Here is a 23780-nt window from a genome sequence, read left to right as displayed (position 1 = left end):
TATCACCAGTCACTTATATAAGTGACTGGTGATACGTTGGGGCGCATGCACGCTTTCGATGTGCTCGGAGACCCCGTGCGCCGCCGCATCCTGGAACTGCTCGCCGAGGGCGAGCAGCCCGCCGGCGCGGTCAGCGAGGTCGTCCGGCGCGAGTTCGGGATCACGCAGCCCGCGGTCTCCCAGCATCTGAAGGTGCTGCGGGAGAACGGTTTCGCGACGGTACGGCCGGACGGCACCCGGCGCCTGTACGCGTTCGACCCCGAGCCACTGCGGGACGTCGACGCCTGGCTCGACCGGTTCCGTCGCTTCTGGACCCCGCATCTCGACGCCCTGGCAACCGAGTTGGCCCGCGGCAAGCGCGAGCGCCGACTGCGCGAGGCCGCCGACGACAGCCCCGACGAGTCAAGGAGCACCCCATGATCGACGTGACCCACCAGATCAACGCCGTGACCCGCAAGGTCGGCCGCCGTGACTTCCAGGCCGGCGAAGCCCGCGTGATCACCATCAGCCAGTCCTACGACTCACCCGTCACCGACGTCTGGGACGCCTGCACCAACCCCGAACGCATCCCGCGCTGGTTCCTGCCGGTCACCGGCGAACTGCGGCTGGGCGGGAAGTACCAGTTGCAGGGCAACGCGGGCGGCACCGTCGAGCGCTGCGACCCGCCCAGCGGCTTCTTCGCCACCTGGGAGTTCGGCGGTGAAGTGAGCTGGATCGAGCTGCGGTTGACGCCCGAGGGCGATGGGACGCGCTTCGAGTTGGAGCACATCGCCCATGTCGACGACACGAAGTGGGCCGAGTTCGGGCCCGGCGCGGTGGGCGTCGGCTGGGACTCGGTCCTCCTGGGGCTCGACGGCAACCTGTCGGGCACCAGTCCCGTCAAGCCCGAGGACGCCATGGCCTGGCTGGCGTCCGAGGAGGGCCGCCGTTTCGTCACGTCGAGCAGCGAGGCATGGTTCGCGGCGAACGTGGCGAGCGGCGAGGACGAGTCGGTGGCCCGCGAGGCGGCCGACCGGACGACGGCCGCCTATACGGGCGAGGGGAGTTGAGGGCCGTAGCGGCCGAAGCGCTGACCCGGGACCGATCACCGTTGTAGCGTGCGCGCTGGATGCCACGGGTGATCGGAGCCAGGGATGAGTGTCGGCGGCGAGACGGTGTTGGTCACGGGCGGCAGCGGATTCGTCGGCAGCCATCTGGTCCGGCAGTTGCTGGAGCGCGGCTACCGGGTGCACACCACCGTGCGGTCCCTCGGCAACGAGGCGAAGGTCGCGCCGCTGCGGGCCATGCGGGAGCAACTCCCGGGTGAACTGGAGCTGTTCGAGGCCGATCTGCTGGCCGAGGGTTCCTTCGACGCGGCGATGGACGGTTGCCGGGTCGTGTTCCATGTGGCCTCGCCGTTCCTGATGCCGGAGAAGATCAAGGACGGCCGAAGGGATGTGGTCGAGCCGGCGCTCACCGGCACCCGGAACGTCCTCGCCGGGATCGAACGCACCCCGGCCGTCGAGAAGTTGGTGTTCACCTCGACGGTCGGCGCGATCTTCGGCGACTACGTCGACGTCCGGGCGATGAGGGACGAGACCCTCTCCGAGGACTACTTCAACACCACCAGCACGGTCGAGAACAACCCCTACCACTACGCCAAGACGGTCGCCGAACACGCCGCCTGGGACGTGGAACAGGCACAGACCCGTTGGCGCATGGTCTCCGTCAACCCCGGTCTGATCCTTGGCCCTTCACTGACCCCGGCCTCCGACTCCGGCAGCCTGTTCCTCCTCGACGAGCTCTTCAAGGGCTACTTCTTCTACGGGGCACCCGACTTCAGCTTCACCGTCGCCGATGTGCGGGACGTCGCGTACGCGCACATCGCGGCGGCGGAGAACCCCGACGCGCACGGCCGTTACATCGTCGCGGCCGCCCGGATGGCGTCCTTCCTCGACATGTCACGCGCCCTGCGGCAGCGCCTCCCGCGCGACTACCGGCTGCCCCGGCACGGACTCCCGCACTGGCCGGTGCGCGTCCTGGGCCCGGCGTTCGGGCTCACCCAGGACTACATCCGCAAGCACCTCGGGATCAGCTTCCCGGTCGACAACCGGCGCGGTGTGAAGGAACTGGGCATCGACTACCGGCCGTTGGAGGAGACCCTCCTCGATCACCACGTGGCCTGGCGGGAGTTGAGGAGATCACGCTGACCGGGTCCCGTCCCGCGCCGTTCACCCCGCGGACGGGTCACGCCTCTTGACTGGTTCAGACCATAGGCGCTTGGGTGTGGCCCGATCACCTTTTCGGTGTCATGAGCCTGACCACACCCGAATCGAAGGGCACCCATGCGACCCCCCCACGCCCTGCTCGCCGTCGCCGTCGCCGCCGCGCTGTCGGCGGCGATCGTCGCTCCACCGGCCGGAGCCGCCGACGCGGTCCCCGCGCCGGGCACCTACTACGTCCAGAGCGCCACGACCGGGCTCAACGCGGCCGACAAGGGGGGAGCGGTGGAGCAGCACAACCCCAAGGGCAACGAGGACCACCAGCAGTGGAACCTCCGGACGAGCGGATCCTCGTACGTCCTGGAGAGCACCGACACGGCCGGCAGCTGCCTGGGCCGCTCGGGCGGTCAGGCCAAGACCGTGGCCTGCACCAGCGCCGACGCGGCCTGGCAGATCACGCCGACCGGCGGCGACCAGTACACGCTCCAAGTCCCGGGTACGAGCAGCTACTTGACGGTGGGCGCCAAGCCCTCCGGCGCCAACTACCCGGCCCAACTGGCCATCGGCTCCTCCGGCGGCCTCGCCTCCTGGTACCTCACGCCGGTCACGTCACCGACCAGGCCGATCCCCGCCCAGGACCAACGCACCCTGGACCAGGTCACGTTCCTCACCGCGCACAACGCCTACGCCAACGGGGTCGACGGCGGTTTCGCCCCGCCCTTCGTGAACTTCTTCCCGAACCAGTCCCGGGGCATCAACCAGCAACTCTCCGACGGCGTACGGGGGTTCATGCTGGACCTCCACCAGACCTCCGACGGCGCGATCCTCTGCCACGACAGCTGCACCCTGGTCAGCAAGCCCGTCGCCCTGAACGTCGACCTCCAGCGCATGGTCGACTTCCTCAAGGCGCACCCCGACCAGTTCGTCACCGTCTTCCTGGAGGACTACGTCGACCCGGGTGTCCTGCGCAGTGAACTCGCCCGCGTCAACGGCCTGTACGACGTGCTGTACCGCCCCGACCAGACCGGTGTGAAGCAGAACGGCTGGCCGAAGATGGCCGACCTGATCGCCGCGAACCAGCGACTGCTGATCTTCACCGACCACAGCCGTGCCTCCGACGAGTCCGCCGGACTGACCCGGGACAGCTTCGGTGTGATGTACCAGCGCGAGTGGACCGTCGAGAACTACTGGTCCATGGGTTCCGGCGCGAGCTCCTCCGACTGGTCCTGCTACAGCCGCTGGTACGGCAGCGACCTCAACGTCCCGCTCACGCAGACGTATTCGGGGTTCCGCCCGCTGTTCGTCATGAACCACTTCCGTGACGCGACCATCGCCGGCACGGCGCAGACCGACAACACCAAGGTCCTCGACCGGGCCCAGCGGTTCTGCCAGCCGGCCGCCCGCAAGAAGCCCAACTTCCTTGCCGTGGACCGCTATGACCTCGGTGACCCGGCCTCCGCCGTCAACTCCCTGAACAGCTACACGTATCCGTAAAGTGCGGACGGCCGTGCCGCGTGTGTGTGCGAAACTCCGCTGATGACTTCGGAGAAGATCACCGCGGCCGCCGCGGGCACCTGGAAACTCGGCGACCTGACCGTCAACCGCATCGGCTTCGGCGCGATGCGGCTGACGGGCAGCGCAGCCTTCAACCTCGGGACACCGAGCGACCGCGAGCGCTCGATCGCCGTGCTGCGCAAGGCGATCGAACTCGGTGTGAACCACATCGACACGGCCGCCTTCTACTTCTCGTCCCTGCGGTCGGCCAACGAACTCATCAACTCCGAGCTCGCCCCCTACGCCGACGACCTCGTGATCGCCACCAAGGTCGGCCCCTTCCGCAACTACTCGGGGGAGTGGGGCAGTTCGGCCCGCCCCGACGACCTGCGGGGCCATGTCGAGGAGAACCTGCGCCAGCTCGGGCGGGACCATCTCGACGTGGTCTATCTGCGCCGGATGCGGCAGGACTCGATCGCCGAGCACTTCGGCGCGCTCGCCGAACTCCGCGAGGAGGGTCTGGTCCGGCACCTCGCGATCTCCGACGTCGAGCCCCGGCATCTGGCCGAGGCGCAGGAGATCGCGCCGGTGGTGAGTGTGCAGAACCGGTTCGGGCTCGACTCCTCCAGCCCCGAGACCGACGACATGCTGCGGATCTGCGGGGAACAGGGCATCGCCTTCGTCCCGTTCTTCGCCATCGCGGGAGCGGCGGGCCCGCAGGGCGCCACCACCGCCCACGACGACGAGGTGCTGGCCATCGCGGACGCCCACGGCGTCAGCCCCGCCCAGCTCCGCCTCGCCTGGTCCCTCGCCCAGGGTCCGCACGTCCTCGCCATCCCCGGCACGGGTAACCCCGATCACCTCACCGAGAACGTGGCCACGGGCGCGATCCGATTCACGGAGGACGAACTGGCCCGGCTCGACGAGCTGCACCGGAAGGCCGGTTGAGCGCGAGCGCGGCTCACACCAGCCAGGCGCCGTCCCGCATCAGATGGCGCTGGGGCAGTTCGCGTTGCTCGTGCCATGCCTGGACGGACAGCGGCCGTACGCGGAAGAAGGAGTAGGGCGCGCGGTCCTCGCGGGGATCCCAGCCGTACTTCGTGTGGAAGGACCCGGCCGCGGCTGCCGGGACGTCCCGGCCGGTGAAGGCCGTCACCTCGCCGTCGATCAGTACGACGTCCCGGGTGTCGGCGAAGGCGAGCCGGGTCCGCCGCCCGGTGCCGAGATTGCGGCCCGTGGGGTTCGTGGGCCGGGTGGACAGCCAGACGTGCTGCCCGTCCCAGACGAACCACAGCGGGACCAGACAGGGCAGCCCGTCGGTGTCCGCCGAGGCCACCCAGATGTCCGACTCCCGCTCCAGTCTTGCCAGTACGTCACGCCGGCGCTCTTCGGGGCCGCGGGGCGGCACGGTGATCTTCATGCCCGGGACGCTACCGGCGGCGCCCGCGTGGCGCCTCGGGCCAGGGTCGTAGGGCTCCGGTCCGAGGGCGGCGGAGCGTCAGCCCAACCGCTCGTGCAGGAACGGGACCGTGCTCGCCCAGGCGCGGGTGGCGGAGTCGGCGTCGTAGACCGGGCGGCCGTCGTTGAAGAAGGCGTGGTTCGCCGGGTAGAGGCGCAGGTCCGCGGTGATGCCGGACTGCTTCTGGATGTGCTCGCGCAGTGCGTCGAGGCCCGCGACCGGGATGCTCTCGTCCAGCTCGCCGTAGTGGCCGAGGATCTCTGCCTTCAGGCCGGAGAAGTCGGGCAGTTCGCCCTGGATCACGCCGTAGAAGGGCACCGCCGCGCTCACCCGCGGGTCGGCCGCGGCGAGGTACAGCACGAAGCCGCCGCCCATGCAGAAACCGACCGCGCCGACCGTCTCCGAGGTGACCTCGGGCAGGGACAGCAGGTGGTCGACCGCGCCGGAGAGCAGCTCGACACCGCGGGCGACCGGGAGGGCCAGCATCATGCGCAGTGCCTCGTCGCTCTCGTGTGCCACGTTCCCGCCGTAGAGGTCGGGGGCGAACGCGACGAAGCCCTCCTGGGCGAGCCGGTCGGCCACGTCGGCGATGTGGTCGGTCAGGCCCCACCACTCCTGGATGACGATCACGCCCGGACCGCTCCCGGACGGCGGCAGCGCGAGGTAGCCGTGGGCGGTGCCCCCGGCGCTGGGGAAGGTGACGTTCTGACGGGCCGGGGCTCCGGTCGACTTCGGCAGCTCGGAGGACATGGCGCTCAACTCCTGTACGGCGGTGCGGGACGAAGCGTCGCCGGGGCGGAGCCCGACGTGATCTCCAGCCTGTCACGAGCGCGTCCGGGGGTCGCTCCGGCCCCTCCTTCGGTCATCCGGCTCTGGCTTCCTGCCCGACACGGACCACCCCTCGGGTGGCCACGCTCCGCAGCAGTCGTCGTCGACGGCCCTTTCATGATGGGCGGGCGGAGACGGGCACACGGGCGCGGTGACGAGACGGCACCCAAGTGACTACAATTCTGTAGACGGTCTACTGAACCGTAGACGAAGACGGGGTGAGGATCGTTCCCATGTCCGACGCGAAGGACGAACGCCGACCGGCGGGTGAGCTGGAGGCCACCGTCATGGCCGCCCTCTGGGCCGCCGGTGACCCGCAGACCCCCGGGGAGGTGCAGTTGAGCCTCAGCGCGGGACTGGCCCGCACCACGGTGACGACGATCCTGACCCGGCTGCACGACAAGGGTGTCGTGGAGCGCCGGCGTCGGGGCCGCGGCTACGCCTACTTCCCGGTGCAGGACGCGCAGGGGCTCACGGCCCGCCGTATGCACACGGAACTGGACCGGGACGGCGACCGGGAGACGGTGCTCGCCCGATTCGTCGCTCAGCTCGGCCCTGACGACGAGCGGGTGCTGCGTGACCTTCTCGAGTCTGGTGAGGGGTGACGGTCGGCGAGGGGGGCGGTTCGGTGGGCCGTGTGCGCGGGTGCTTCCGAATCGGACTGGCGCGGGACACGTTTTACGTATAACCTCACCCGTCAATCCCCTCGCCCGGAACCCGCACGGAGAAGCCCCCGATGAGCCGTATCGCCCTGGTCACCCTCGTCGTCGACGACTACGACGAGGCGATCCGCTTCTACACCGAAGCCCTCGGCTTCCGGCTCGTCGAGGACGCGGCCCGTCCAGACGGCTCCCGCTGGGTCGTCGTCGCGCCGCCCGGTGCGGACGGCTCCGGTACCGGACTGCTGCTCGCCCGCGCCAAAGGTGAGGACCAGCACGGCCGGGTCGGTGACCAGACCGGCGGCCGGGTCGGCTTCTTCCTGCACACCGACGACTTCGCCCGCGACCACGCCCGCATGCTCGCCGCGGGCGTGACCTTCCTGGAGGAGCCGCGCCACGAGCCGTACGGTTCCGTCGCCGTCTTCCAGGACCTGTACGGAAACCGCTGGGACCTGCTCCAGCCCGCCGGCTGACCTCTCGTAGCGCCCGCCCCACTCGGGCCGCCCCACTCCGCTCGGGCCGCCCCACTCCGCTCACCGAACGACGACCGAGGAACGACCGCACATGTCATCTACGCGCATAGACGCCGACGCCCTCCGCCTGCTCCCCAAGGCCGTGCTGCACGACCACCTCGACGGCGGCCTGCGCCCCGCCACCGTGGTGGAACTCGCGGAGACGGTCGGGCACACCCTGCCCACCACCGACCCGGACGAGCTCGCCGCCTGGTACTTCGACGCCGCCAACTCCGGTGATCTGGTGCGCTACATCGCCACCTTCGAGCACACCCTCGCCGTGCTCCAGAACCGCGAGGGACTGCTGCGCGCCACCGAGGAGTACGTCCTCGACCTGGCCGCCGACGGTGTCGTCTACGGAGAGGTGCGCTACGCCCCGGAGTTGAACACCAACGGTGGGCTCGCGATGAGCGAGGTCGTCGAGACCGTGCAGGAGGGGCTCGCGGCCGGAATGGCCAAGGCCGCCGCGGCCGGGACCCCGGTCCAGGTGCGGACCTTGCTGTGCGGGATGCGGATGTTCGACCGGGTCGCCGAGGCCGCCGACCTCGCGGTGGCCTTCCGGGACGCCGGTGTCGTCGGCTTCGACATCGCCGGGGCCGAGGACGGCTTCCCGCCCGCCGACCATCTCGCCGCGTTCGAGCACCTGCGCCGCGAGAGCGTCCCGTTCACCATTCACGCCGGTGAGGCGCACGGCCTGCCCAGCATCCACCAGGCGCTCCAGGTGTGCGGCGCCCAGCGCATCGGGCACGGCGTCCGCATCACCGAGGACATCGTCGACGGGAAGCTCGGCCGGCTGGCGGGCTGGGTGCGGGACCGCCGGATCGCCCTGGAGATGTGTCCGACCTCCAACCTCCAGACGGGCGCGGCCACTTCGATCGCCGAGCACCCGATCACCGCCCTGAAGGACCTCGACTTCCGCGTCACCCTCAACACCGACAACCGACTGGTGTCCGGTACGACGATGACCCGCGAGATGTCCCTCCTGGTCGAGGAGGCGGGCTGGACGGTCGAGGACCTGCGCACGGTCACGGTGAACGCCCTGAAGAGCGCGTTCATCCCGTACGACGAGCGCAAGGCCCTCATCGAGGACGTCGTCCTGCCGGGTTACGCCTCGGCGCTCTGAAGCAGCCCCCGCACGTACTGCGCCTGTCCGACGTGCTCCAGGTCGTCGGACAGGACGCTGACCAGCCGTACGCCCAGACTGACCGGCGGGTCCCAGCGCTCGTCCACGATCCGCTCGTAGTCCTCGGGGACCAGTCCGCGCAGATACTCGAGCGTCTGCTCGTGCACGGCGTCGTAGTACCCGGTCAGTTGCCCGGCCGACTCGACGCGCACCTTGGCGACCTGCTCGGAGGTGTGGCCGTATCCGTGGTCCCGGGGCGGCAGATCGAGTCCGAAGCGCTTCTCCCAGCCCTGGGTCAGCCACACCTGGTCGAGGCCGGAGGCGTCGGCGACATGGTCGTCCTGGATGCGGGTGAGGTGCCAGACCAGCCAGGCGATGGAGTTGGCGTCGGCGGCCACGCGCGCGTGCAGTTGGTCCGGGGTCAGGCCGTCGAGGGCGGCATGGACTTCTTCCTGGACGCGGCCGTACGCGTCAATGAGGATGTCGTTGGCATGCATACGACCACCATCGCGCATCGCCGTCGCTCATGCGGCCGGAGTCCCCGTTTCGAGCAGGGTCATCAGGGCCCGGGCCGCCGGACTGGTGGCCTGCGGGGGCGGGAGCAGGGCCACCGTCTCGTACACTTCCTCGCCGGTCCCCTTGAGGGGGAGCGCGGTGAGGGACTCGCGCTTGTGGCGGAAGTGCTGGGGGACCACCGCGACACCGAGGTTCTCGTCGACCAGGTCGAGGAGGCTGTGCACGTCGTTGACCTCCAGCGCCACGGTCCGGCGTACGCCCGCCGCGGCGAAGACGGCGTCGGTGGTGCGGCGCGAGGCCCAGTCCGGGTGGAAGTCGACGAAGACCTCGCCGCCGAGGTCGTCCGGAGTCACCGCCGCGCCGGTCCGCGCGTGCCGGTGGCTGGGATGGCACAGCACGGTCATCGGCTCACTGGTGATCGACACCGAGCGCAACTGGTCGGTGTCCGCCTGCGTGCGGTAGGCGAAGGCCAGGTCGAGACGCCCGGCCGCGACCTCCTCCGCGAGCGCCCCGGAACCCGCCTGCCGCAGCCGGATCTCCACATCCGGGTGCCGTCGCCGGAACGTGGCGAGCAGTCCCGCCACATGCACCCCGGCGATGCACTGCTCGGTGCCCAGCGCCAGCGTGCCGCGCAGCACGCCCTGTACCGCGGCCACCGCCTCGTGCGCCGACCGGACCTGCGCCAGAATGCGCTCCGCCTCGCCGAGCAGCGCCCGGCCGGCCTCCGTGAGCGTGACCCGGCGGGTGGTGCGCACGAACAGCGGGGTCTGCAACTCCCGCTCCAGGGCGCGGATCGACGCCGACAGGCCCGACTGGGACACCATCAGCCGCTCCGCCGCCCGGGTGAAGTGGTGGTCCTCGGCGACGGCGATGAAATGCTGAAGATGACGCAGCTCCATGATTGAGAAGCGTAACCGCTGAATTCCATCGGATTCTTCTGTTGGACCACTGCCCGCAGGTCGGACAGAGTGGAGGGCGGTTCCCTGGAACCGGTATCCCGTGTGCCAACCCCTCTGGAGTCGCGTTGTACACCGCACACCCCGACCGCTACGCGGACCTGCCCTACCGGCGCACCGGACGCAGCGGTCTGAAGCTCCCCGCGATCTCGCTAGGCCTGTGGCACAACTTCGGGCCCGACCGCCCGGTCGACACCCAGCGCGCCATCCTGCGCCGCGCCTTCGACCTCGGCGTCACCCACTTCGACCTCGCCAACAACTACGGCCCGCCGCCCGGCGCCGCCGAGTCCGCCCTCGGCGAGGCGCTGAAGGCGGACTTCGGGTCGTACCGCGACGAGCTGGTGATCTCCACCAAGGCCGGCTATCTGATGTGGCCCGGCCCCTACGGCGAGTGGGGTTCGCGCAAGTACGTGCTGTCCTCGCTCGACCAGAGCCTCACGCGCATGGGTCTGGACTACGTCGACATCTTCTACTCGCACCGCCCCGACCCGGAGACTCCCCTTGAGGAGACGATGGGCGCCCTGCACTCCGCGGTCCAGCAGGGCAAGGCGCTCTACGTCGGCATCTCCAACTACTCGGCGGAGCAGACCCGCGAAGCCGCCCGCATTCTGGGCGAGTTGGGCACCCCGCTCCTCATCCACCAGCCGCGCTACTCGATGCTCGACCGGCGCCCCGAGGACGAGGGTCTGCTCGACGCCCTCGACGAGTTGCGGGTCGGTTCCATCGTCTTCTCCCCGCTGGAGCAGGGGCTGCTCAGCGCCCGCTACCTCGACGGCATCCCGGAGGGTTCGCGGGCGGCGAGCGACAGCCCGTTCCTGAACTCCGACGCCGTCACCGAGGATTTGGTGGGCCGACTGCGCGCCCTCGACGACATCGCCAAGGGACGCGGCCAGACTCTCGCCCAGCTCGCCCTGGCCTGGGTGCTGCGCGGCGGGCGGATCACCTCGGCGCTGGTCGGCGCGAGCAGCCCGCAGCAGATCGAGGACAGCGTCGCGGCCACCCGCAACCTCGACTTCGACGCGGCTGAGCTGGCCCGCATCGACGCGATCGTCAAGCCGTAGGCAGCGCCTCGGCGGTCAGGCCGTAGGCGGCTTCTCGGGCGTCAGGCCGTCAGCCGCTCGCTGACCTCCCAGAGGCGGGCCGCCGTCTCCGGGTCCACGGCGCGGGGGAGCACCCCCGGGACCGTGTCCCCGGAGGACCAGGCGGCCTCGTTCTCGGGGGTCACCAGCGGGCTGATGTCGACGTTCTCGCAGTAGACCCCGCCGAGACCGTCGAGCCGGGGGCTGGTCGCGCACCACACGCTGGTGGCGGCGCCCTGCTGCACGGTCTTCATCTGGCGCGCGGGGTCACGGACGGGCTTCCCCTCGCTGTCGAGCGCGCCCGCCGCCCGGAGCATCGCCGGGTCGATGTGCTTGACCAGGCCGGTGTCGACGATCAGGCCCGGGTGCACGGCGAACGCCCGGATGCCGTCGGCCTGTCCGCGCCGGTCCACCTCGACCGCGAACAGGGCGTTGGCCGTCTTCGACTGGCCGTACGCGAGGAACGGTTCGTAGGTCCGGTGCTCGAAGTTCAGGTCGTCGAAGTCGACGCCGGCGAAGCGGATGCCCCGCGACGACAGCACCACGACCCGCGCGCCCTTTGCCGCGACCAGCGCGGGCCACAGGCGGGTGGTCAGCTGGAAGTGGCCGAGGTGGTTGGCGGCGAACTGCGCCTCGTACCCGCGCGCGTCCCGCGCCGGCGGGGTCGCCATGATCCCGGCGTTGTTCACCAGCAGGTGCAGCGGACGCCCGGAGGCCAGGAACTTCTCCGCGAAGGCGTCGATCGACGCCGGGTCCAGCAGGTCCAGGTGCTCGACCTCGGTTCCGGGGAGGACCGCGAGCGCCGTCGTGGCCCGCTCCACGTCCCTCGCGGGTACGACGATCCGCGCGCCGGCCGCGTGCAGCACCCGGGCTGTCTCCAGGCCGATGCCCGAGCAGCCGCCGGTGACGATCGCGACCTTGCCGGTCAGGTCGATGCCCTTGATCACCTCCTCGGCGGTGGACGCGGCGCCGAAGCCGGAGTTCAGGGGCTGCTGTGCGGTGGTGGTCATGTCTGCTCTCTCCTCATCAGCTTGAGCTGGTGAGACCACCGTAGGTCGCCGGATCCGTACGATGAATACTTGAGAATCCGCATAACTTGCGTGATAGTTCGAGCATGACCGTGGATCTGCTGTCCGACGCCCTCGCCGTCGCCGACGCCCGCAGTGTGTTCTCCGGCGGGTTCACGGCCGGCGGCGACTGGGCCATCCAACTGCGCGGACGCGACCGGCTGAAGGTGAACGCCGTGGTGCAGGGCGGCTGTCTGCTGGTCCGGGACGACGGCGGTGAGCCGCTGCGGCTCACCGAGGGGGACGTCGTGATCTCCGACGGCGGTCAGCCGTACACGCTGTGCAGCCGGCCCGGTGTCGCGCCGACCGACTCCGGCGACGTCGTCATGGACCCGGAGACCCGGATGGGGCGGCTCGGGCAGGGCGAGGCGGTGGACGTCGCCTGCGTCTCCGGGCACATCGACCTGAGCCGCGACCGGGGCGACCTGCTGCGCCGGGCGCTGCCGGAACTCGTCCATGTGCGGGCCGATTCGCCCGAGGCCGGTGTACTGCGGTGGCTCATCGGGCAGTTGGCGGCCGAGATGCGCACGCGCCGGGCCGGGGTCGAGTTCGTCTCGGCGCAGCTCGCGCAGCTCATGTTCGTGCAGGTGCTGCGGGTCTGTCTGACCGACGCGGACGGGCTGCCGCCCGGCTGGCTGCGCGCCCTCGCCGACGACCGGCTCGCCCCCGCCCTGCGCCTGATGCACGGCGACCCGGCCCACCCCTGGCAGTTGGAGGAGCTGGCCCGGGCCGCCGCGATGTCCCGCACCACGTTCGCCGTACGGTTCAAGGAGGCGGCCGGGGTGCCACCCCTGACGTATCTGCTGAACTGGCGCATGAACCTGGCCGCCCGTGCCCTCCGCCAGGACAAGGCCCCGGTCGGCGCGCTCGCCCGGTCCGTCGGCTACACCTCCGAGAGCGCCTTCAGCAATGCCTTCAAACGGGCGGTCGGGGTGGCGCCGCGGCGATATCGCGAGGAAGCCCTGGCCAGGAGTTGATCTTTTCTTCGAGCCGTACGGTGACCCGATCGCCGTCGCTCGGGCTTTTGATCAATACGGCGTCGAATTTCGCCCCGCCGAATATCAGGCCCCGGCGGGCACCCGGTCGAGAAAACCGAGCACCGAGCGAATACGGCCGTCCTCGTCCAATGTGATCACGTCGAAACCGGCGACGGGCGCCGCCCCGTCGGCCGTGCTCACCAACTCCCAGGCGAAGCGCGCGGTGTCGTGGTGCCCGTCGACGGCACCGAGCGGGCGGAAGGCGAACCCGGGGAACTGCTCGTGCGCCCCGGCGATCAGCCCGGCGATCTCCGTGTGTCCGGTGACTGCCGCCAGCGGGTCGGTGTACGTACCCTCGACGGACCAGGCGGCGGCGACCGCCTTCGCCAACGCCTCCGGCTCGCCCGCGTTCCAGGCCTCGAAGTAGCGGGCGACGGCGTTCTCGTATCGGTCGGTGTTCGCGGACATGGTGAATCAGCCTCCGGTGAGGTCGTTCGTACTGGTCGGGACCGGATCTCGATTGCTGCCGACCCGGTGCCTCCACCCTGCCGGGGACCGTACGAAGCGTCGATTACCCCTCGGGTAATGACGGCGGGAAACCACCGCAAAAGGGGCCACCAAAAGGGCGCCGAAGCTTTTCGGCCACCGAAGGCTGTGAATATGCCAAGAGAGTGGCTAAAAAGTCGTGGTGACAGTGTTTCTGGAGTGAACATACTCGTCTGCTAGGGCATCACTTCACGATGGGAATCCGCCATCGTGCGCACCACCTGAGCCACCCGAGCCGCCAGCCAGAGCCGCATGGAAAGCGAGGCCCGACCGGCATTCGAGACACGCGACGGGGGAGTGATCGTGCACGACGAATTCCTGTGCCATGTCACCGCGTACGGTACCTGCGACGGGCAGCGCGTCGGGGTGCCCCTGGGGACCTACCGTGCTCCCACGCTGGCACTCGCGCTGTGGTGGTTACGGGACCGCGCGGTGTGGATGGCCGACCGGCTCGACCCGCAACCGGAGAACCCGCGCTTCCCCCGGGGTGCGCTGGTCCCGGTCGCGGACACGGCGCCCGACGTGCCCAAGGCGTTACGCACCTGGTCCCGTGATGTGGGTCAACAGGAGCAGGTGGCCTACGAGTTGGCGGCCGGGCGGCTGGTGCAGATCGCCATCAGCGACGAGACGACCGAGTACGAGCTGCTCGCCGAGTCGGTAGACGCCCTCCGGATGCAGCGGACCGTTCCGGCACTCGTCGTCCCTGTCGCCTGACACGTGTCGCCCGTCGTGCACCTCTGACCGCTGGCCGGGCGCACGAGTGAACGAATCGGTAGAATTCGGTGCATGCCAGAGCGGCCGATGGTGCCGACAGCGCCCGAACTCCTCCTGGAGACGGAGTCGGGCTCCACGGTCATGACCCCGAGCCGCGACTACCACGTAGGACGCGATCCGCTGAGCGACATCGTCATCGACGACGCCCGGGTCTCCTGGCACCACGCGGTCCTGCGCCCCGAGGCCGACCACTGGACGCTGGAGGACGAGCACAGCACGAACGGCACCTACGCCGACGGCCGCCGCGTCCAGGAATGGGGCGTCGGCCCCGGCAGCGTGATCCGCTTCGGCAGCGCGGCCGACGGCCCGTGCGTCACCCTGGCGGACCGCCCGGCCCCCGCCCCGGAACGCCCCTCGGCCGTGTCCATGCCCGCCCTCACCGGCACCTTCCGGCAGCCGACCACCGTACGACCGCTGCCCACCCGCACCGTCCGCATCGGCCGGGCCGCCGACAACGACCTCGTCGTCGACGACCTGATCGTCTCCCGCCGCCACGCCGAACTGCGGGCCATGCCCGACGGGACGTACGAGATCGTCGACCTCGGCAGCCACAACGGCACCTACCTCAACGGTCAGCCCGTCGCCCGCGCCCCGATCGGGCCGGGTGACATCGTCGGCATCGGGCACTCCGCGTTCTGTCTCGTCGGCGACCAGTTGCAGGAGTACGTCGACACCGGCGAGGTCTCGCTCGACGTACAGGACCTCACCGTCGCTGTCGACCACGGCCACAAGGTCCTCCTCGACCAGGTGTCGTTCCCGGTCGGTGAGAAATGCCTGCTCGCCGTCGTCGGACCCAGCGGTGCCGGCAAGTCCACCCTGCTCAACGCGCTCACCGGCCAGCGCCCCGCCGACCGCGGCACCGTCCTCTACGACGGCCGCGACCTCTACCGCGACTACGCCGAACTGCGCCAGCGCATCGGCCTGGTCCCGCAGGACGACATCCTGCACGCCCAACTGACCGTCCACAGCGCCCTGTCGTACGCCGCCGAACTCCGCTTCCCGCAGGACACCGCCAAGGCCGAACGGCAGGCCCGGGTCGACGAGGTCATCCGCGAACTCGGCCTGGAACAGCGCGCGACGCAGCCCGTGCACAGCCTCTCCGGCGGCCAGCGCAAGCGGGTCAGCGTGGCCCTGGAACTGCTGACCAAGCCCTCGCTGCTCTTCCTCGACGAGCCGACCTCCGGACTCGACCCCGGCATGGACCGCTCCGTGATGCACATGCTGCGCGGCCTCGCCGACGACGGCCGCACCGTCATCGTCGTCACCCACAGCGTCCTCAGCCTCGACGTGTGCGACCGGCTCCTGGTGCTCGCGCCCGGCGGCAAGGTCGCCTACTACGGGCCGCCCGACGACGCGCTCGCCTTCTTCGGCTTCGAGCACTGGCCCGAGGCCTTCGAGGCCTTCGAACGGGACCAGGAGCGGGACTGGGCACGGGAGTTCGCGGAATCGCCGTTCCAGCGCCAGTACATCCGCAACTCCACCGCGCAGCCCCACCAACTCGGCGCCGGACCGGTCGCCGTGGCACCGCCGCCCCGGCCCCGCAGCCGTGCCGCACAGCTCGGCACCCTGGTCCGCCGCTACACCGCGGCCCTCGCCGCCGACCGGACCTTCCTCGTCATCATGATCGCGCTGCCGTTCGTCATGGGCGCGATGGCCCGCGCGCTCGCCGGGAGCGAGCTGACCCGGGAGACGGCGATGAACGCGCTGCTCATCCTGTGCGTCGGTGGCGTGCTCACCGGCGCGGCCAACGCCGTGCGTGAACTCGTCAAGGAGCGCGCGATCTACCGGCGCGAGCGAGCCGTGGGACTCTCCCGGTCGGCGTATCTGCTCTCCAAGGTCGTCGTCCTGGGCGCGATCACCGTGGCGCAGGCCGTGGTGCTCACCCTGGTCGGACTGTTCGGCGTCGACCTCAACGCACCGAGAGGCAAAGGGGTGTTGATGCCACCGCTGATCGAAATCACCGTGGCGGTCGCCCTGTTGGCCTTCACCGCGATGATGCTCGGGCTGCTGGTCTCCGCGATGGTGCGCAAGGAGGAGGTGACGATGCCGCTGCTCGTCCTGCTCGCCATCGTCCAAGTGGTGTTCTGCGGTGCCCTGTTGAAACTGCACGGCGTACCCGGCATCGAACAGCTCTCCTGGCTGGTGCCCTCCCGCTGGGCCCTCGGCGGGATGGCCGGCACCATCGGGCTGGCCCGGATCGTGCCGGGCGAGCTGACCGCCGATCCGATGTTCCGGCACTCGGCCGGGGTGTGGCTGCTCAACATGGGCATGCTGGTCGTGCTGTCGCTGCTCTTCGGCTTCCTGGTCTCCCGGCTGCTGCGGCGGCACGAGCCCGCAGTGATGCGGAAATAGGGGCCGCCGCGATGACGACCCCGTCTCCCGGCTTCCGGCCCACGCATGTCGTCCCCGAGCACGGGATGCCCGCCTGGGAGGCCCCGGACCCCGCCCGCCCCACCGTGCCGCTCGACGCGCTGCTCCCGGTGCAGTTGCTGGAACGGTGCGGCGACTGGGCCCACGCCCTGTGCTCCAACGGCTGGTCCGCCTGGGTCGACGGCCGCCACCTCATCTCCGTCGCCCAGGACCCGCCCGCGGCCGGCGGCCCGCTCACCCGCACCGCCGACCCACGCCCGCTGCTCGCCCGCGCCGAACAGGCCCTCGTCCGCTATCGCGGCGCCGTCGAGGACCTCGCGGGCGGCGGGCTCGACGGCGCGACCTTCGAGGCCCGCACCAAGGGCCTGCGGATCGGGGTGGTCGTCGACGGCGAATCCGTCTGGCTCTACGACGCCGACCACGAGCGCTGGGTGTACGGCGACGGCACCCGGCTCAGCACCTACGCCTCGGACGACGGCCCCCGCGCCGAACCGGCCGACCCCGGGCACGCCCCCACCCAGATCGTGGGCTCCGATGGCCCGTGACGCGAGCCTCTTCTCCGGCCGCCCCTCCGAGCTGATCGGGCAGCAGATCGCCGGGTACCGCATCGAGGACGAGATCGGCCGCGGCGGCATGGCCGTCGTCTACCGCGCCCACGATCTGCGCCTGGACCGCACGGTCGCCCTCAAGCTGCTCGCCCCCGAACTCGCCCGCAACGACACCTTCCGCAAACGCTTCACCCACGAGTCCCGGGTCGCCGCCGCGATCGACCATCCGCACATCGTGCCCGTCTTCGAGGCGGGGGAGACGGACGGCGTGCTGTACATCGCGATGCGCTATGTCTCCGGCAGCGATCTGCGTCATCTCCTGGACCGGGAAGGGCCGTTGGAGCTTCCGACGGCGGTGCGCATCGCCACGCAGGTCGCGTCCGCGCTGGACGCGGCCCATGAACACGGGCTCGTCCACCGGGACGTGAAACCCGGCAACATCCTCGTGGCCCGGGGTACCGACAGCGACCATCCCGAGCACGTGTATCTCACCGACTTCGGGCTGACGAAGAAGTCGCTGTCGCTGACCGGGTTCACGACGGTGGGGCAGTTCGTCGGCACGCTCGACTATGTGGCTCCTGAGCAGATCTCGGGGCGGCCGGTTGACGGGCGGTGCGATGTGTACGGGCTGGCGTGTGTCGTCTACGAGAGTCTGGCGGGGCGGCCGCCGTTTCGTCGTGACGACGACATGGCGCTGTTGTGGGCGCACCAGTACGACGTGCCTCCGGCGGTCAGTGGGGATCGGGGGGATTTGCCGGGGCATGTCGACGGGGTGTTCGCGAAGGCGTTGGCGAAGAGTCCTGATGATCGGTACGAGTCGTGCCTTGCCTTTGTCACGGAGTTGCGGGGTGGTGTTGTCTCGGGGCATCCGGCGACTGAGGTGGTGGGTGTGCGGGTGGTTGCGCCGCCGGGGTGGGCTGAGCCGGTTTTCAGGAGGAGGACCTGAGACAGGTTGTTCATCGACTGCGGGTCGGTGGGGGCTGGTCGCGCCCATGCGGCGGAGCCGCAGATCGATACAGCCCCGCGCCCCTGAAGGGGCGCTCAGCTTCCCGGCGTCAGAGGGATCCGCCGGGCTGACACCTTGCGCCGGGAGATTCGCCAACCCGGCCCGACCCGCACCACCGTGTCGACATATGTCACCGATCCGCACGAGCCGTCTGTTCCGATGCCCAGTCCCTTTGATCTGACCCGGACCTGCCCCTCCGTCGGCTCCTCGATCACCACGTTGGTGACGTGATGCGCGACAGGGTTCGCGGTGCCCAACGCGAGGGTCGCTTCGACGAGTTGGGGTAGGCCGGTGAGTGTGCCCCGGCCGAAGTCGGTGAGGTCGTACTCGACGTCCGGGGTGAACACCTCGGCGGCGCGGTCGAGTTCGCCCTCGTCGAACACGTGGCCGTGCAGGGCGATCAACTCCGTTATGGCCAGGCGGTCTTCGAGAGGCAATGTCATGGCTGCCCTTCCGTCGGGTGGGCGCACACTCTCATGACGGGCGTTGCGACTGCTCGGGAATTTCGATCGCGCCGCGGCGGTGGACCGGCTTCGCCAACAGCGCGCCCAGGAAGCCCGCGACCAATCCCCACAGCGCCGCCAACCCCACCGCCGACCACAACTCCGGCTTCAGGAACAGGTCGCCGGACAGGCCGCCGCCCACGTCGCCGATGCCGAGGAGGGAGAGGCCGTAGTGCGCGGAGATTCGTCCGACGAGGCAGATCATGAGGACCGCGAGGGCGAAGGCGATCGCGAGGTGGACGGCGTGCTGCCAGGCGCGGACGCGGGACGGTGAGCGGGCCGCCATCAGGAACGCGGCGGACAGGAGCAGGACCGCGTTGGCCACCAGGAGCCACCACACCCTGCCGTCGTAGGCGCCGATCGAGTTCAGGTTCAGGGTGGAGATGTCGGGGGTGCGCAGGACCTCGTCCAGCAGGTGGGGCATGGGCAGGCCGAAGGGGCCGTCGACCCGGCCGTTCCAGGTGGCGCCCAGGCCGATCGTGAGGGTGAGCCAGACCAGGTTCGGCATGCCGAGCAGGATCAGGGCGAAGGTCTGGGTGACGTTGCCGCGGGTCGCCGCCGTGGCGAGGGCCACGACGACGCCGAGCGCGACGTAGGCCAGGAGCAGGGCCACCACGGCGTACGCGGCCGGGCGTACCGACGCGTGGAAGCGGAGGAGACGGGCGGGGAGGGGTGCGCCGGGGGACACCAGGAGGGCCAGTACCAGCACCCCCGCCAGCCACAGCAGACCGAACAGGACCGTCTGCGGTACGTCCGCCTCGAAGCCGACCTCGGGGGAGGCGCCGAGCAGATCGCCGATGTCGCCCAGCGTTCCGGTGCCCAGGGAGACCGAGAACTTCTGGCGGGCGCCGAGGGCCAGTCCGATCAGGCCGAGCAGCCAGAGGGCGGCGATGCGGGCGGCCCAGCCGGCCAGTTCCGTCGCCGAGGCGACCGCGCGGTGCCGCAGGGGTCGTAGGAAAGCCGTCGCGGTCGTCAGGGCGCCGGTCAGAGTCACCGAGAGGGGGATGACGGTCAGGCCCGCCTTGGTGTCGGCCAGGGAGCCGGCGTTCCCGGCGAGTTTCACGGTGCCGCCGACGGCCGTCACCACCGTGGCCGTGACGACCCGGGGGAACGCGCCGTCGGGGAGGTCCGCCGCGCCCGCCGCCCACAGGCCCAGCGCGGCGACCACGCCCATGGAGAGCAGCCCGGCCAGTACCGTGCCGAGGGCCTGGACCCAGCCATGGCGGGCGACTGCCTGGTCAGAGGGGGTTCGGGGGGTCACGCTGCCACGCTAAGCAGCGCCCGGGAAGCGCGCCCGCCGGGAGGGCCGTCCGCGTCGGCTTGCGGACGGACCGGGGCCGGAGCACACAATGGGATAGTTCTGGATGAAGCGGCATAAATCGCCCTCATGGACGTCGATGCCGCTTGAGCCGCGTCGGGAAGAAGAGCTCGTGAGCGTCGAACCTCCGTCTTCAGGCCGCCCCACCGGACCGCCCTCCGGCCCGCTGTCGGGACCCTCCCAGCCGCCTTCGGGCCCGCCCTCGCAGCCTTCGGGCGGCGGCGGTGCCGGAGCGCCGGAGCCGCACCGGCCCTGGTGGAAGTCCGCGCCACGGGTCGCGATCCTCACGACCGCCGTGGTGGCCGCCGTCGTCCTGGCTCTCGTCTTCACGCGTTCCGACGGCGGTTCCGGCAATACGGCGAGCAAGGGCGAGGTCTTCCTCCAGGCCGCGGCCAAGACCGGACCCGACCCCTTCACGGAGTCCACCGCGACCGAGGACTCGGCCCCGCCCGTCTCCGCCTCGCCCACCGCCTCCGAACCGGCGAACGCCGTGCGCGGTGTCGACGGCGGCGCCCCCGGCCTCTACGGCGGCACCCGGAACGTCTCCAGCTGTGACGTGGAGAAGCAGATCAAGGCGCTGAAGGCGGCGCCGGCCAAGAACCAGGCGTTCGCGTCCGTCGTCGGCGTCCAGCCCGCCGGAGTGCCCGCCTATCTGCGCTCGCTCACCCCCGTACAGCTCCGCATGGACACCCGCGTCACCAACCACGGCTACCGCGACGGCGCGGCCACCAGCTACCAGGCCGTCCTCCAGGCCGGCACCGCCGTCCTCGTCGACAACCACGGCGTGCCCCGCGTGCGCTGCGCCTGCGGCAACCCGCTGTCGCCGCCCGTCGCCCAGCAGTCCACCCCGAAGCGGACGGGCGACACCTGGTCGTCGTACCGGCCGCAGAACGTCGTCGTGGTCACCCCCGCACCGCAGGTCATCAACATCTTCGTGATGTACGACCCCCACCGCGGCGACTGGTTCGGCCGGCACCACGGCGACACGGGGCGGCACGACCACAAGACCCCGCCGCCGGTGAACCCGGCCAGCCCCTCGGTGACCGTGTCCCCGCCGACCTCGCCGTCCTCCAACTCGCCGTCGCCGTGCGCCTCCTCGGCCTCCCCCGAGCCGGGCAAGCCGGACAGGCCCGGTACGTCCACGAGCCCGTGCCCGCCGTCGTCGAGCGTGCCGTCGTCTCCCTCCTCGCCCTCCTCGGAGTCCCCGGGCTCGAAGTCCCCGGACTCGGAGTCGCCGTCCTCCCCGTCCGCCGGACAACTGGTTCCCGACACGCCCTCCACGGAGTCGTCGGCCGCCTCGTCGGCGTCGTCCGCTCCCGAATCCGTCGCCTCGGACACGACCACGAGCTCCGCGTCGAGGTCGGCGTCCACCGTCAGCGCGCCGGTTTCGTCGGTGACGAGTTCACCGTCACTCTGATCGGGGGGACTGTCGGGCGTGGGGCTGGGTACGAGCACTGGTACGACAGCGACCGGCAGAGCCGCCTTCGAGAGAGACACGCATGATCGATCACCGGGACGGGGCAGTGATATCGACTCGTTTCGACGTGCCCGTGGAACCGCTGCGGCGGGCGGCGCACTACACCGGGGAGCCGGGCTGCATCTCAGCGGCCCGGCACTTCACGCACCAGTTCCTGGAACAGCTCAGAACCGAGTGGTGCGCCACGATCGACGACCGGTCCGAGGGTGAACTGCTGCTGGTGGTCAGCGAGTTGGTCACCAACGCGGACCGGCACAGCAACGGGCCGTACATCCTTGAACTGGAGGGCACGGACTCCTCGGTGACGGTGTCCGTGTGCGACAGCAGCGTGGCCCTGCCCCGGCTCTTCGCCCGGGACCCCGAGCGCATCGGTCGGCACGGCCTGGAGATCGTGCACGCCCTGGCCGCGCTGGTGAGCGTCGAACGGGTGCCGGTCGGCAAGCGGGTGCGCGCCACGATGCAGCTGAGCGGCGGGGACTGCTGAGAGCCGTCCTGCCAGGTCACGCCCCGGTCCGGGTGGCCGTGATCAGCTCGTGCAGGTACCGCTTGGTGACCCGGCCGCCGTGCCGGGTCTCCAGCAGCTCGCGGAGGCAGGCCAGGAGGCCCTGGCGCGAGGGTTCGTCCATGGCGAGATGGCCCGAGTACGTCAGCAGGACGTCCAGGTACTCGTCGGTCGTGTACGTGATCTCCCGCGCACCGCGCCACACCGTGACGTCCTCGAAGTGCGCGGAGTGCTCCAACTCCCCGGTGTCCGTCGCCGTCCCGTCCTCGGTGGGACTCCGCAGACCGGGCGGGGTGGCCGGGTCCCAGCGTTCGTAGCAGCGCTGCATCCGGTCGAAGAAGTCCTGGGTGCCGCCCGCCACATGATGGGTGGTGACGACCGCGAACGTCCCGCCGGGGCGCAGGGTGCGCGCCACCTTCGCCACCCGCGTCAGGGGATCGAGCCAGTGGTACGCCGTCGCGATCACCGTCAGGTCGAACGGCTCGTCCGGCGGCCGCCACAGCTCGAAGTCCGCGACCTCCACCTCCACCCGCGGGAACGCGCTCAGATTGCGACGGGCCACCGCCGCCGTCGAAGGACCCAGCTCTACGGCGGTCAGCCGGCAGCCGAACTCGGCCAGCGGGACGGTGAGTTGACCCGTCCCGGGGGCGATCTCCAGGACCCGGCTGTCCGGGCCGAGGCCGGCCACCCGGGCCAGTTCGTCGACCAGGGGGCGCGGATACCGGGGGCGGGCCCGGTCGTAGCGCTCGGCCGCCCGGTCGAACGTGTCGCGCAGCACCGTTCTCGTACCCTTCGCTTCGGCGATTCCCCCCAGGGCAGAATGCTGATCCCTTGCCCTCACGTCCAAGGCTTTTAGTCTGAGGGGGTGAGCAACCAAGCGCCGAACCAAGCCCGCGTGATTCCGCTGCGCCCGCACGAGCCGGCCCCTCACCTGCCGGAGCCGAGGGTTCCCGCGCCCAAGGAACCCCTGTGGCGGGACCTGGTCGGTGACGTCCTACGACGCGAACGCCTCGCTCAGGAGCGGACGTTGAAGGATGTGGCCGACGCCGCCCGGATCTCCATGCCGTATCTCTCGGAGGTGGAGCGGGGCCGCAAGGAGGCCTCCTCGGAGGTCATCGCGGCTGCCGCCCATGCCCTCGGTCTGGACCTCGGCGACCTGCTGTCGCTGGCCCACAGCGAACTCACCCAGCACCGCGCCAGGCGTCAGGGCAGGGCGAGTTCGCCGTACAACGGGCTGTGCCTGGTGGCTGCCTGACGGACGCTCAGATCGGGCCGAGGCGTCGGCTGACCACCTCGTCGGCCAGTCCGTACGCCACGGCCTCCTGGGCGGTGAACACCTTGTCGCGGTCCATGTCGGCGCGCAGGGTGGCGATGTCGTGGTGGGTGTGCCGGGACAGCACCTCCTCCACCTGGGAGCGGATCCGCACCATCTCCTTCGCCTGGAGGGCGAGGTCGGAGACCATGCCGCGCTGTCCGCCGCTGGCCGGCTGGCCGAGCAGCACGCGCGCGTGCTCCAGGACGAACCGCCGTCCGGGATCGCCGCCGGCCAGCAGCACGGCCGCCGTCGAGGCGGCCTGGCCGACGCAGAACGTCGAGATCGGGGCCTGGACGTACGTCATGGTGTCGTAGATCGCCATGAGTGAAGTGAACGATCCACCGGGCGAGTTGATGTAGATCGCGAGTTCGCGCTCCGGGGCCGACGACTCCAGATGGAGGAGTTGCGCGATGACGACGTTGGCGACGCCGTCGTCGATGTCGGTGCCGAGGAAGATGATCCGCTCCGAGAGCAGCCGGCTGAACACGTCGTAGGAGCGCTCGCCCTGCGGGGTCCGCTCGACGACGTTCGGAATCGTGTACGTCCCCAT

Annotated in this window: 27 protein-coding genes; 17 read left to right on the top strand and 10 right to left on the bottom strand. The window is 70.5% G+C overall.

The window, feature by feature from the left end:
* The first annotated feature begins 45 nt into the window (after positions 1–45).
* The 5 genes from ACIRRY_RS11665 (at position 46) to ACIRRY_RS11645 (ending at position 4643) form a co-directional block, all read left to right on the top strand.
* Positions 46–420, top strand: coding sequence for an ArsR/SmtB family transcription factor (locus ACIRRY_RS11665; RefSeq protein WP_403970999.1), 375 nt, complete (start codon positions 46–48; stop codon positions 418–420).
* The gene (locus ACIRRY_RS11660; protein WP_403970997.1) at positions 417–1049 is read left to right on the top strand and encodes an SRPBCC family protein; all 633 of its coding nucleotides are present in this window, start codon (positions 417–419) and stop codon (positions 1047–1049) included. The genes ACIRRY_RS11665 and ACIRRY_RS11660 overlap by 4 nt, the downstream gene beginning before the upstream one ends.
* A gap of 84 nt (positions 1050–1133) precedes the next feature.
* Positions 1134–2189: an NAD-dependent epimerase/dehydratase family protein gene (locus ACIRRY_RS11655; RefSeq protein ID WP_403970995.1), complete on the top strand. Its 1056-nt coding sequence runs from the start codon at positions 1134–1136 to the stop codon at positions 2187–2189.
* Positions 2190–2324: 135 nt separating this feature from the next.
* Complete coding sequence (locus ACIRRY_RS11650) at positions 2325–3695, top strand: RICIN domain-containing protein (protein WP_403970993.1); 1371 nt, start codon at positions 2325–2327, stop codon at positions 3693–3695.
* 42 nt (positions 3696–3737) lie between these two features.
* Positions 3738–4643, top strand: coding sequence for an aldo/keto reductase (locus ACIRRY_RS11645; RefSeq protein ID WP_403970991.1), 906 nt, complete (start codon positions 3738–3740; stop codon positions 4641–4643).
* A gap of 13 nt (positions 4644–4656) precedes the next feature.
* On the opposite strand, the gene ACIRRY_RS11640 is transcribed toward ACIRRY_RS11645, so the two are convergent.
* Positions 4657–5115 carry a pyridoxamine 5'-phosphate oxidase family protein gene (locus ACIRRY_RS11640; protein WP_403970989.1) on the bottom strand — a complete coding sequence of 153 codons (459 nt, stop codon included), beginning with the start codon at positions 5113–5115 and terminating at the stop codon, positions 4657–4659.
* Positions 5116–5193: 78 nt separating this feature from the next.
* Positions 5194–5904, bottom strand: a complete 711-nt coding sequence (locus tag ACIRRY_RS11635) for a dienelactone hydrolase family protein (protein ID WP_403970987.1) — start codon at positions 5902–5904, stop codon at positions 5194–5196.
* A 311-nt stretch (positions 5905–6215) separates the two neighbouring features.
* Here ACIRRY_RS11635 and ACIRRY_RS11630 point away from each other — a divergent pair, with 311 nt between their 5' ends.
* The 3 genes from ACIRRY_RS11630 (at position 6216) to ACIRRY_RS11620 (ending at position 8276) form a co-directional block, all read left to right on the top strand.
* Positions 6216–6587: a BlaI/MecI/CopY family transcriptional regulator gene (locus ACIRRY_RS11630; RefSeq protein ID WP_403970985.1), complete on the top strand. Its 372-nt coding sequence runs from the start codon at positions 6216–6218 to the stop codon at positions 6585–6587.
* 131 nt (positions 6588–6718) lie between these two features.
* Positions 6719–7114, top strand: coding sequence for a VOC family protein (locus ACIRRY_RS11625; RefSeq protein WP_403970983.1), 396 nt, complete (start codon positions 6719–6721; stop codon positions 7112–7114).
* 91 nt (positions 7115–7205) lie between these two features.
* A complete protein-coding gene (locus ACIRRY_RS11620) occupies positions 7206–8276 on the top strand; it encodes an adenosine deaminase (protein ID WP_403970981.1) in 1071 nt (356 codons plus the stop codon).
* Here the strand turns inward: ACIRRY_RS11620 and ACIRRY_RS11615 are convergent.
* Positions 8258–8773: a DUF664 domain-containing protein gene (locus ACIRRY_RS11615; protein ID WP_403970979.1), complete on the bottom strand. Its 516-nt coding sequence runs from the start codon at positions 8771–8773 to the stop codon at positions 8258–8260. The genes ACIRRY_RS11620 and ACIRRY_RS11615 overlap by 19 nt on opposite strands.
* Before the next feature lie 27 nt (positions 8774–8800).
* On the bottom strand, positions 8801–9691 hold the full coding sequence (locus ACIRRY_RS11610) for a LysR substrate-binding domain-containing protein (RefSeq protein WP_403970977.1): 891 nt from the start codon (positions 9689–9691) through the stop codon (positions 8801–8803).
* Between the two features lie 125 nt (positions 9692–9816).
* On the opposite strand from ACIRRY_RS11610, the gene ACIRRY_RS11605 reads away from it, so the two are divergent.
* Positions 9817–10809 carry an aldo/keto reductase gene (locus ACIRRY_RS11605; protein WP_403970975.1) on the top strand — a complete coding sequence of 331 codons (993 nt, stop codon included), beginning with the start codon at positions 9817–9819 and terminating at the stop codon, positions 10807–10809.
* 41 nt (positions 10810–10850) lie between these two features.
* Here the strand turns inward: ACIRRY_RS11605 and ACIRRY_RS11600 are convergent, their stop codons facing one another.
* Positions 10851–11837 (bottom strand): oxidoreductase, encoded by a 987-nt coding sequence (locus tag ACIRRY_RS11600; protein WP_403970973.1) that lies wholly within the window; start codon positions 11835–11837, stop codon positions 10851–10853.
* Positions 11838–11941: 104 nt separating this feature from the next.
* On the opposite strand from ACIRRY_RS11600, the gene ACIRRY_RS11595 reads away from it, so the two are divergent.
* The gene (locus ACIRRY_RS11595; protein WP_403970971.1) at positions 11942–12871 is read left to right on the top strand and encodes an AraC family transcriptional regulator; all 930 of its coding nucleotides are present in this window, start codon (positions 11942–11944) and stop codon (positions 12869–12871) included.
* An 84-nt stretch (positions 12872–12955) separates the two neighbouring features.
* Here ACIRRY_RS11595 and ACIRRY_RS11590 read toward each other — a convergent pair whose 3' ends face one another.
* Positions 12956–13339, bottom strand: coding sequence for a nuclear transport factor 2 family protein (locus ACIRRY_RS11590; protein ID WP_403970969.1), 384 nt, complete (start codon positions 13337–13339; stop codon positions 12956–12958).
* Positions 13340–13720: 381 nt separating this feature from the next.
* On the opposite strand from ACIRRY_RS11590, the gene ACIRRY_RS11585 reads away from it, so the two are divergent.
* From ACIRRY_RS11585 to ACIRRY_RS11570, 4 genes are all read left to right on the top strand, one after another.
* Complete coding sequence (locus ACIRRY_RS11585) at positions 13721–14131, top strand: hypothetical protein (RefSeq protein WP_403970967.1); 411 nt, start codon at positions 13721–13723, stop codon at positions 14129–14131.
* Positions 14132–14203: 72 nt separating this feature from the next.
* Positions 14204–16543 (top strand): FHA domain-containing protein, encoded by a 2340-nt coding sequence (locus ACIRRY_RS11580; RefSeq protein WP_403970965.1) that lies wholly within the window; start codon positions 14204–14206, stop codon positions 16541–16543.
* An 11-nt stretch (positions 16544–16554) separates the two neighbouring features.
* Positions 16555–17106 carry a hypothetical protein gene (locus ACIRRY_RS11575; RefSeq protein WP_403970963.1) on the top strand — a complete coding sequence of 184 codons (552 nt, stop codon included), beginning with the start codon at positions 16555–16557 and terminating at the stop codon, positions 17104–17106.
* On the top strand, positions 17096–18055 hold the full coding sequence (locus ACIRRY_RS11570) for a serine/threonine-protein kinase (protein ID WP_403970961.1): 960 nt from the start codon (positions 17096–17098) through the stop codon (positions 18053–18055). Before ACIRRY_RS11575 ends, ACIRRY_RS11570 begins: the two co-directional genes overlap by 11 nt.
* Before the next feature lie 95 nt (positions 18056–18150).
* Here ACIRRY_RS11570 and ACIRRY_RS11565 read toward each other — a convergent pair whose 3' ends face one another.
* On the bottom strand, positions 18151–18558 hold the full coding sequence (locus ACIRRY_RS11565; RefSeq protein ID WP_403970959.1) for a nuclear transport factor 2 family protein: 408 nt from the start codon (positions 18556–18558) through the stop codon (positions 18151–18153).
* A gap of 31 nt (positions 18559–18589) precedes the next feature.
* Positions 18590–19879, bottom strand: a complete 1290-nt coding sequence (locus ACIRRY_RS11560; RefSeq protein WP_403970957.1) for a streptophobe family protein — start codon at positions 19877–19879, stop codon at positions 18590–18592.
* Between the two features lie 169 nt (positions 19880–20048).
* Between ACIRRY_RS11560 and ACIRRY_RS11555 the strand changes: the two genes are divergently transcribed.
* Positions 20049–21353, top strand: coding sequence for a DUF6777 domain-containing protein (locus ACIRRY_RS11555; protein WP_403970955.1), 1305 nt, complete (start codon positions 20049–20051; stop codon positions 21351–21353).
* An 82-nt stretch (positions 21354–21435) separates the two neighbouring features.
* Positions 21436–21897, top strand: a complete 462-nt coding sequence (locus ACIRRY_RS11550; RefSeq protein WP_403970953.1) for an ATP-binding protein — start codon at positions 21436–21438, stop codon at positions 21895–21897.
* Between the two features lie 16 nt (positions 21898–21913).
* Here ACIRRY_RS11550 and ACIRRY_RS11545 read toward each other — a convergent pair whose 3' ends face one another.
* On the bottom strand, positions 21914–22693 hold the full coding sequence (locus tag ACIRRY_RS11545; RefSeq protein WP_403970951.1) for a class I SAM-dependent methyltransferase: 780 nt from the start codon (positions 22691–22693) through the stop codon (positions 21914–21916).
* Positions 22694–22780: 87 nt separating this feature from the next.
* On the opposite strand from ACIRRY_RS11545, the gene ACIRRY_RS11540 reads away from it, so the two are divergent.
* The gene (locus tag ACIRRY_RS11540) at positions 22781–23170 is read left to right on the top strand and encodes a helix-turn-helix domain-containing protein (RefSeq protein WP_403970949.1); all 390 of its coding nucleotides are present in this window, start codon (positions 22781–22783) and stop codon (positions 23168–23170) included.
* A gap of 7 nt (positions 23171–23177) precedes the next feature.
* Here the strand turns inward: ACIRRY_RS11540 and ACIRRY_RS11535 are convergent, their stop codons facing one another.
* Positions 23178–23780 carry a ClpP family protease gene (locus ACIRRY_RS11535; RefSeq protein ID WP_403970947.1) on the bottom strand — a complete coding sequence of 201 codons (603 nt, stop codon included), beginning with the start codon at positions 23778–23780 and terminating at the stop codon, positions 23178–23180.

Source organism: Streptomyces sp. NPDC101776 (assembly GCF_044766845.1).
Lineage (GTDB): Bacteria > Actinomycetota > Actinomycetes > Streptomycetales > Streptomycetaceae > Streptomyces.
The sequence above is the reverse complement of the archived record's forward strand: the minus strand, read 5'-3'. Positions and strand labels throughout refer to the sequence as shown.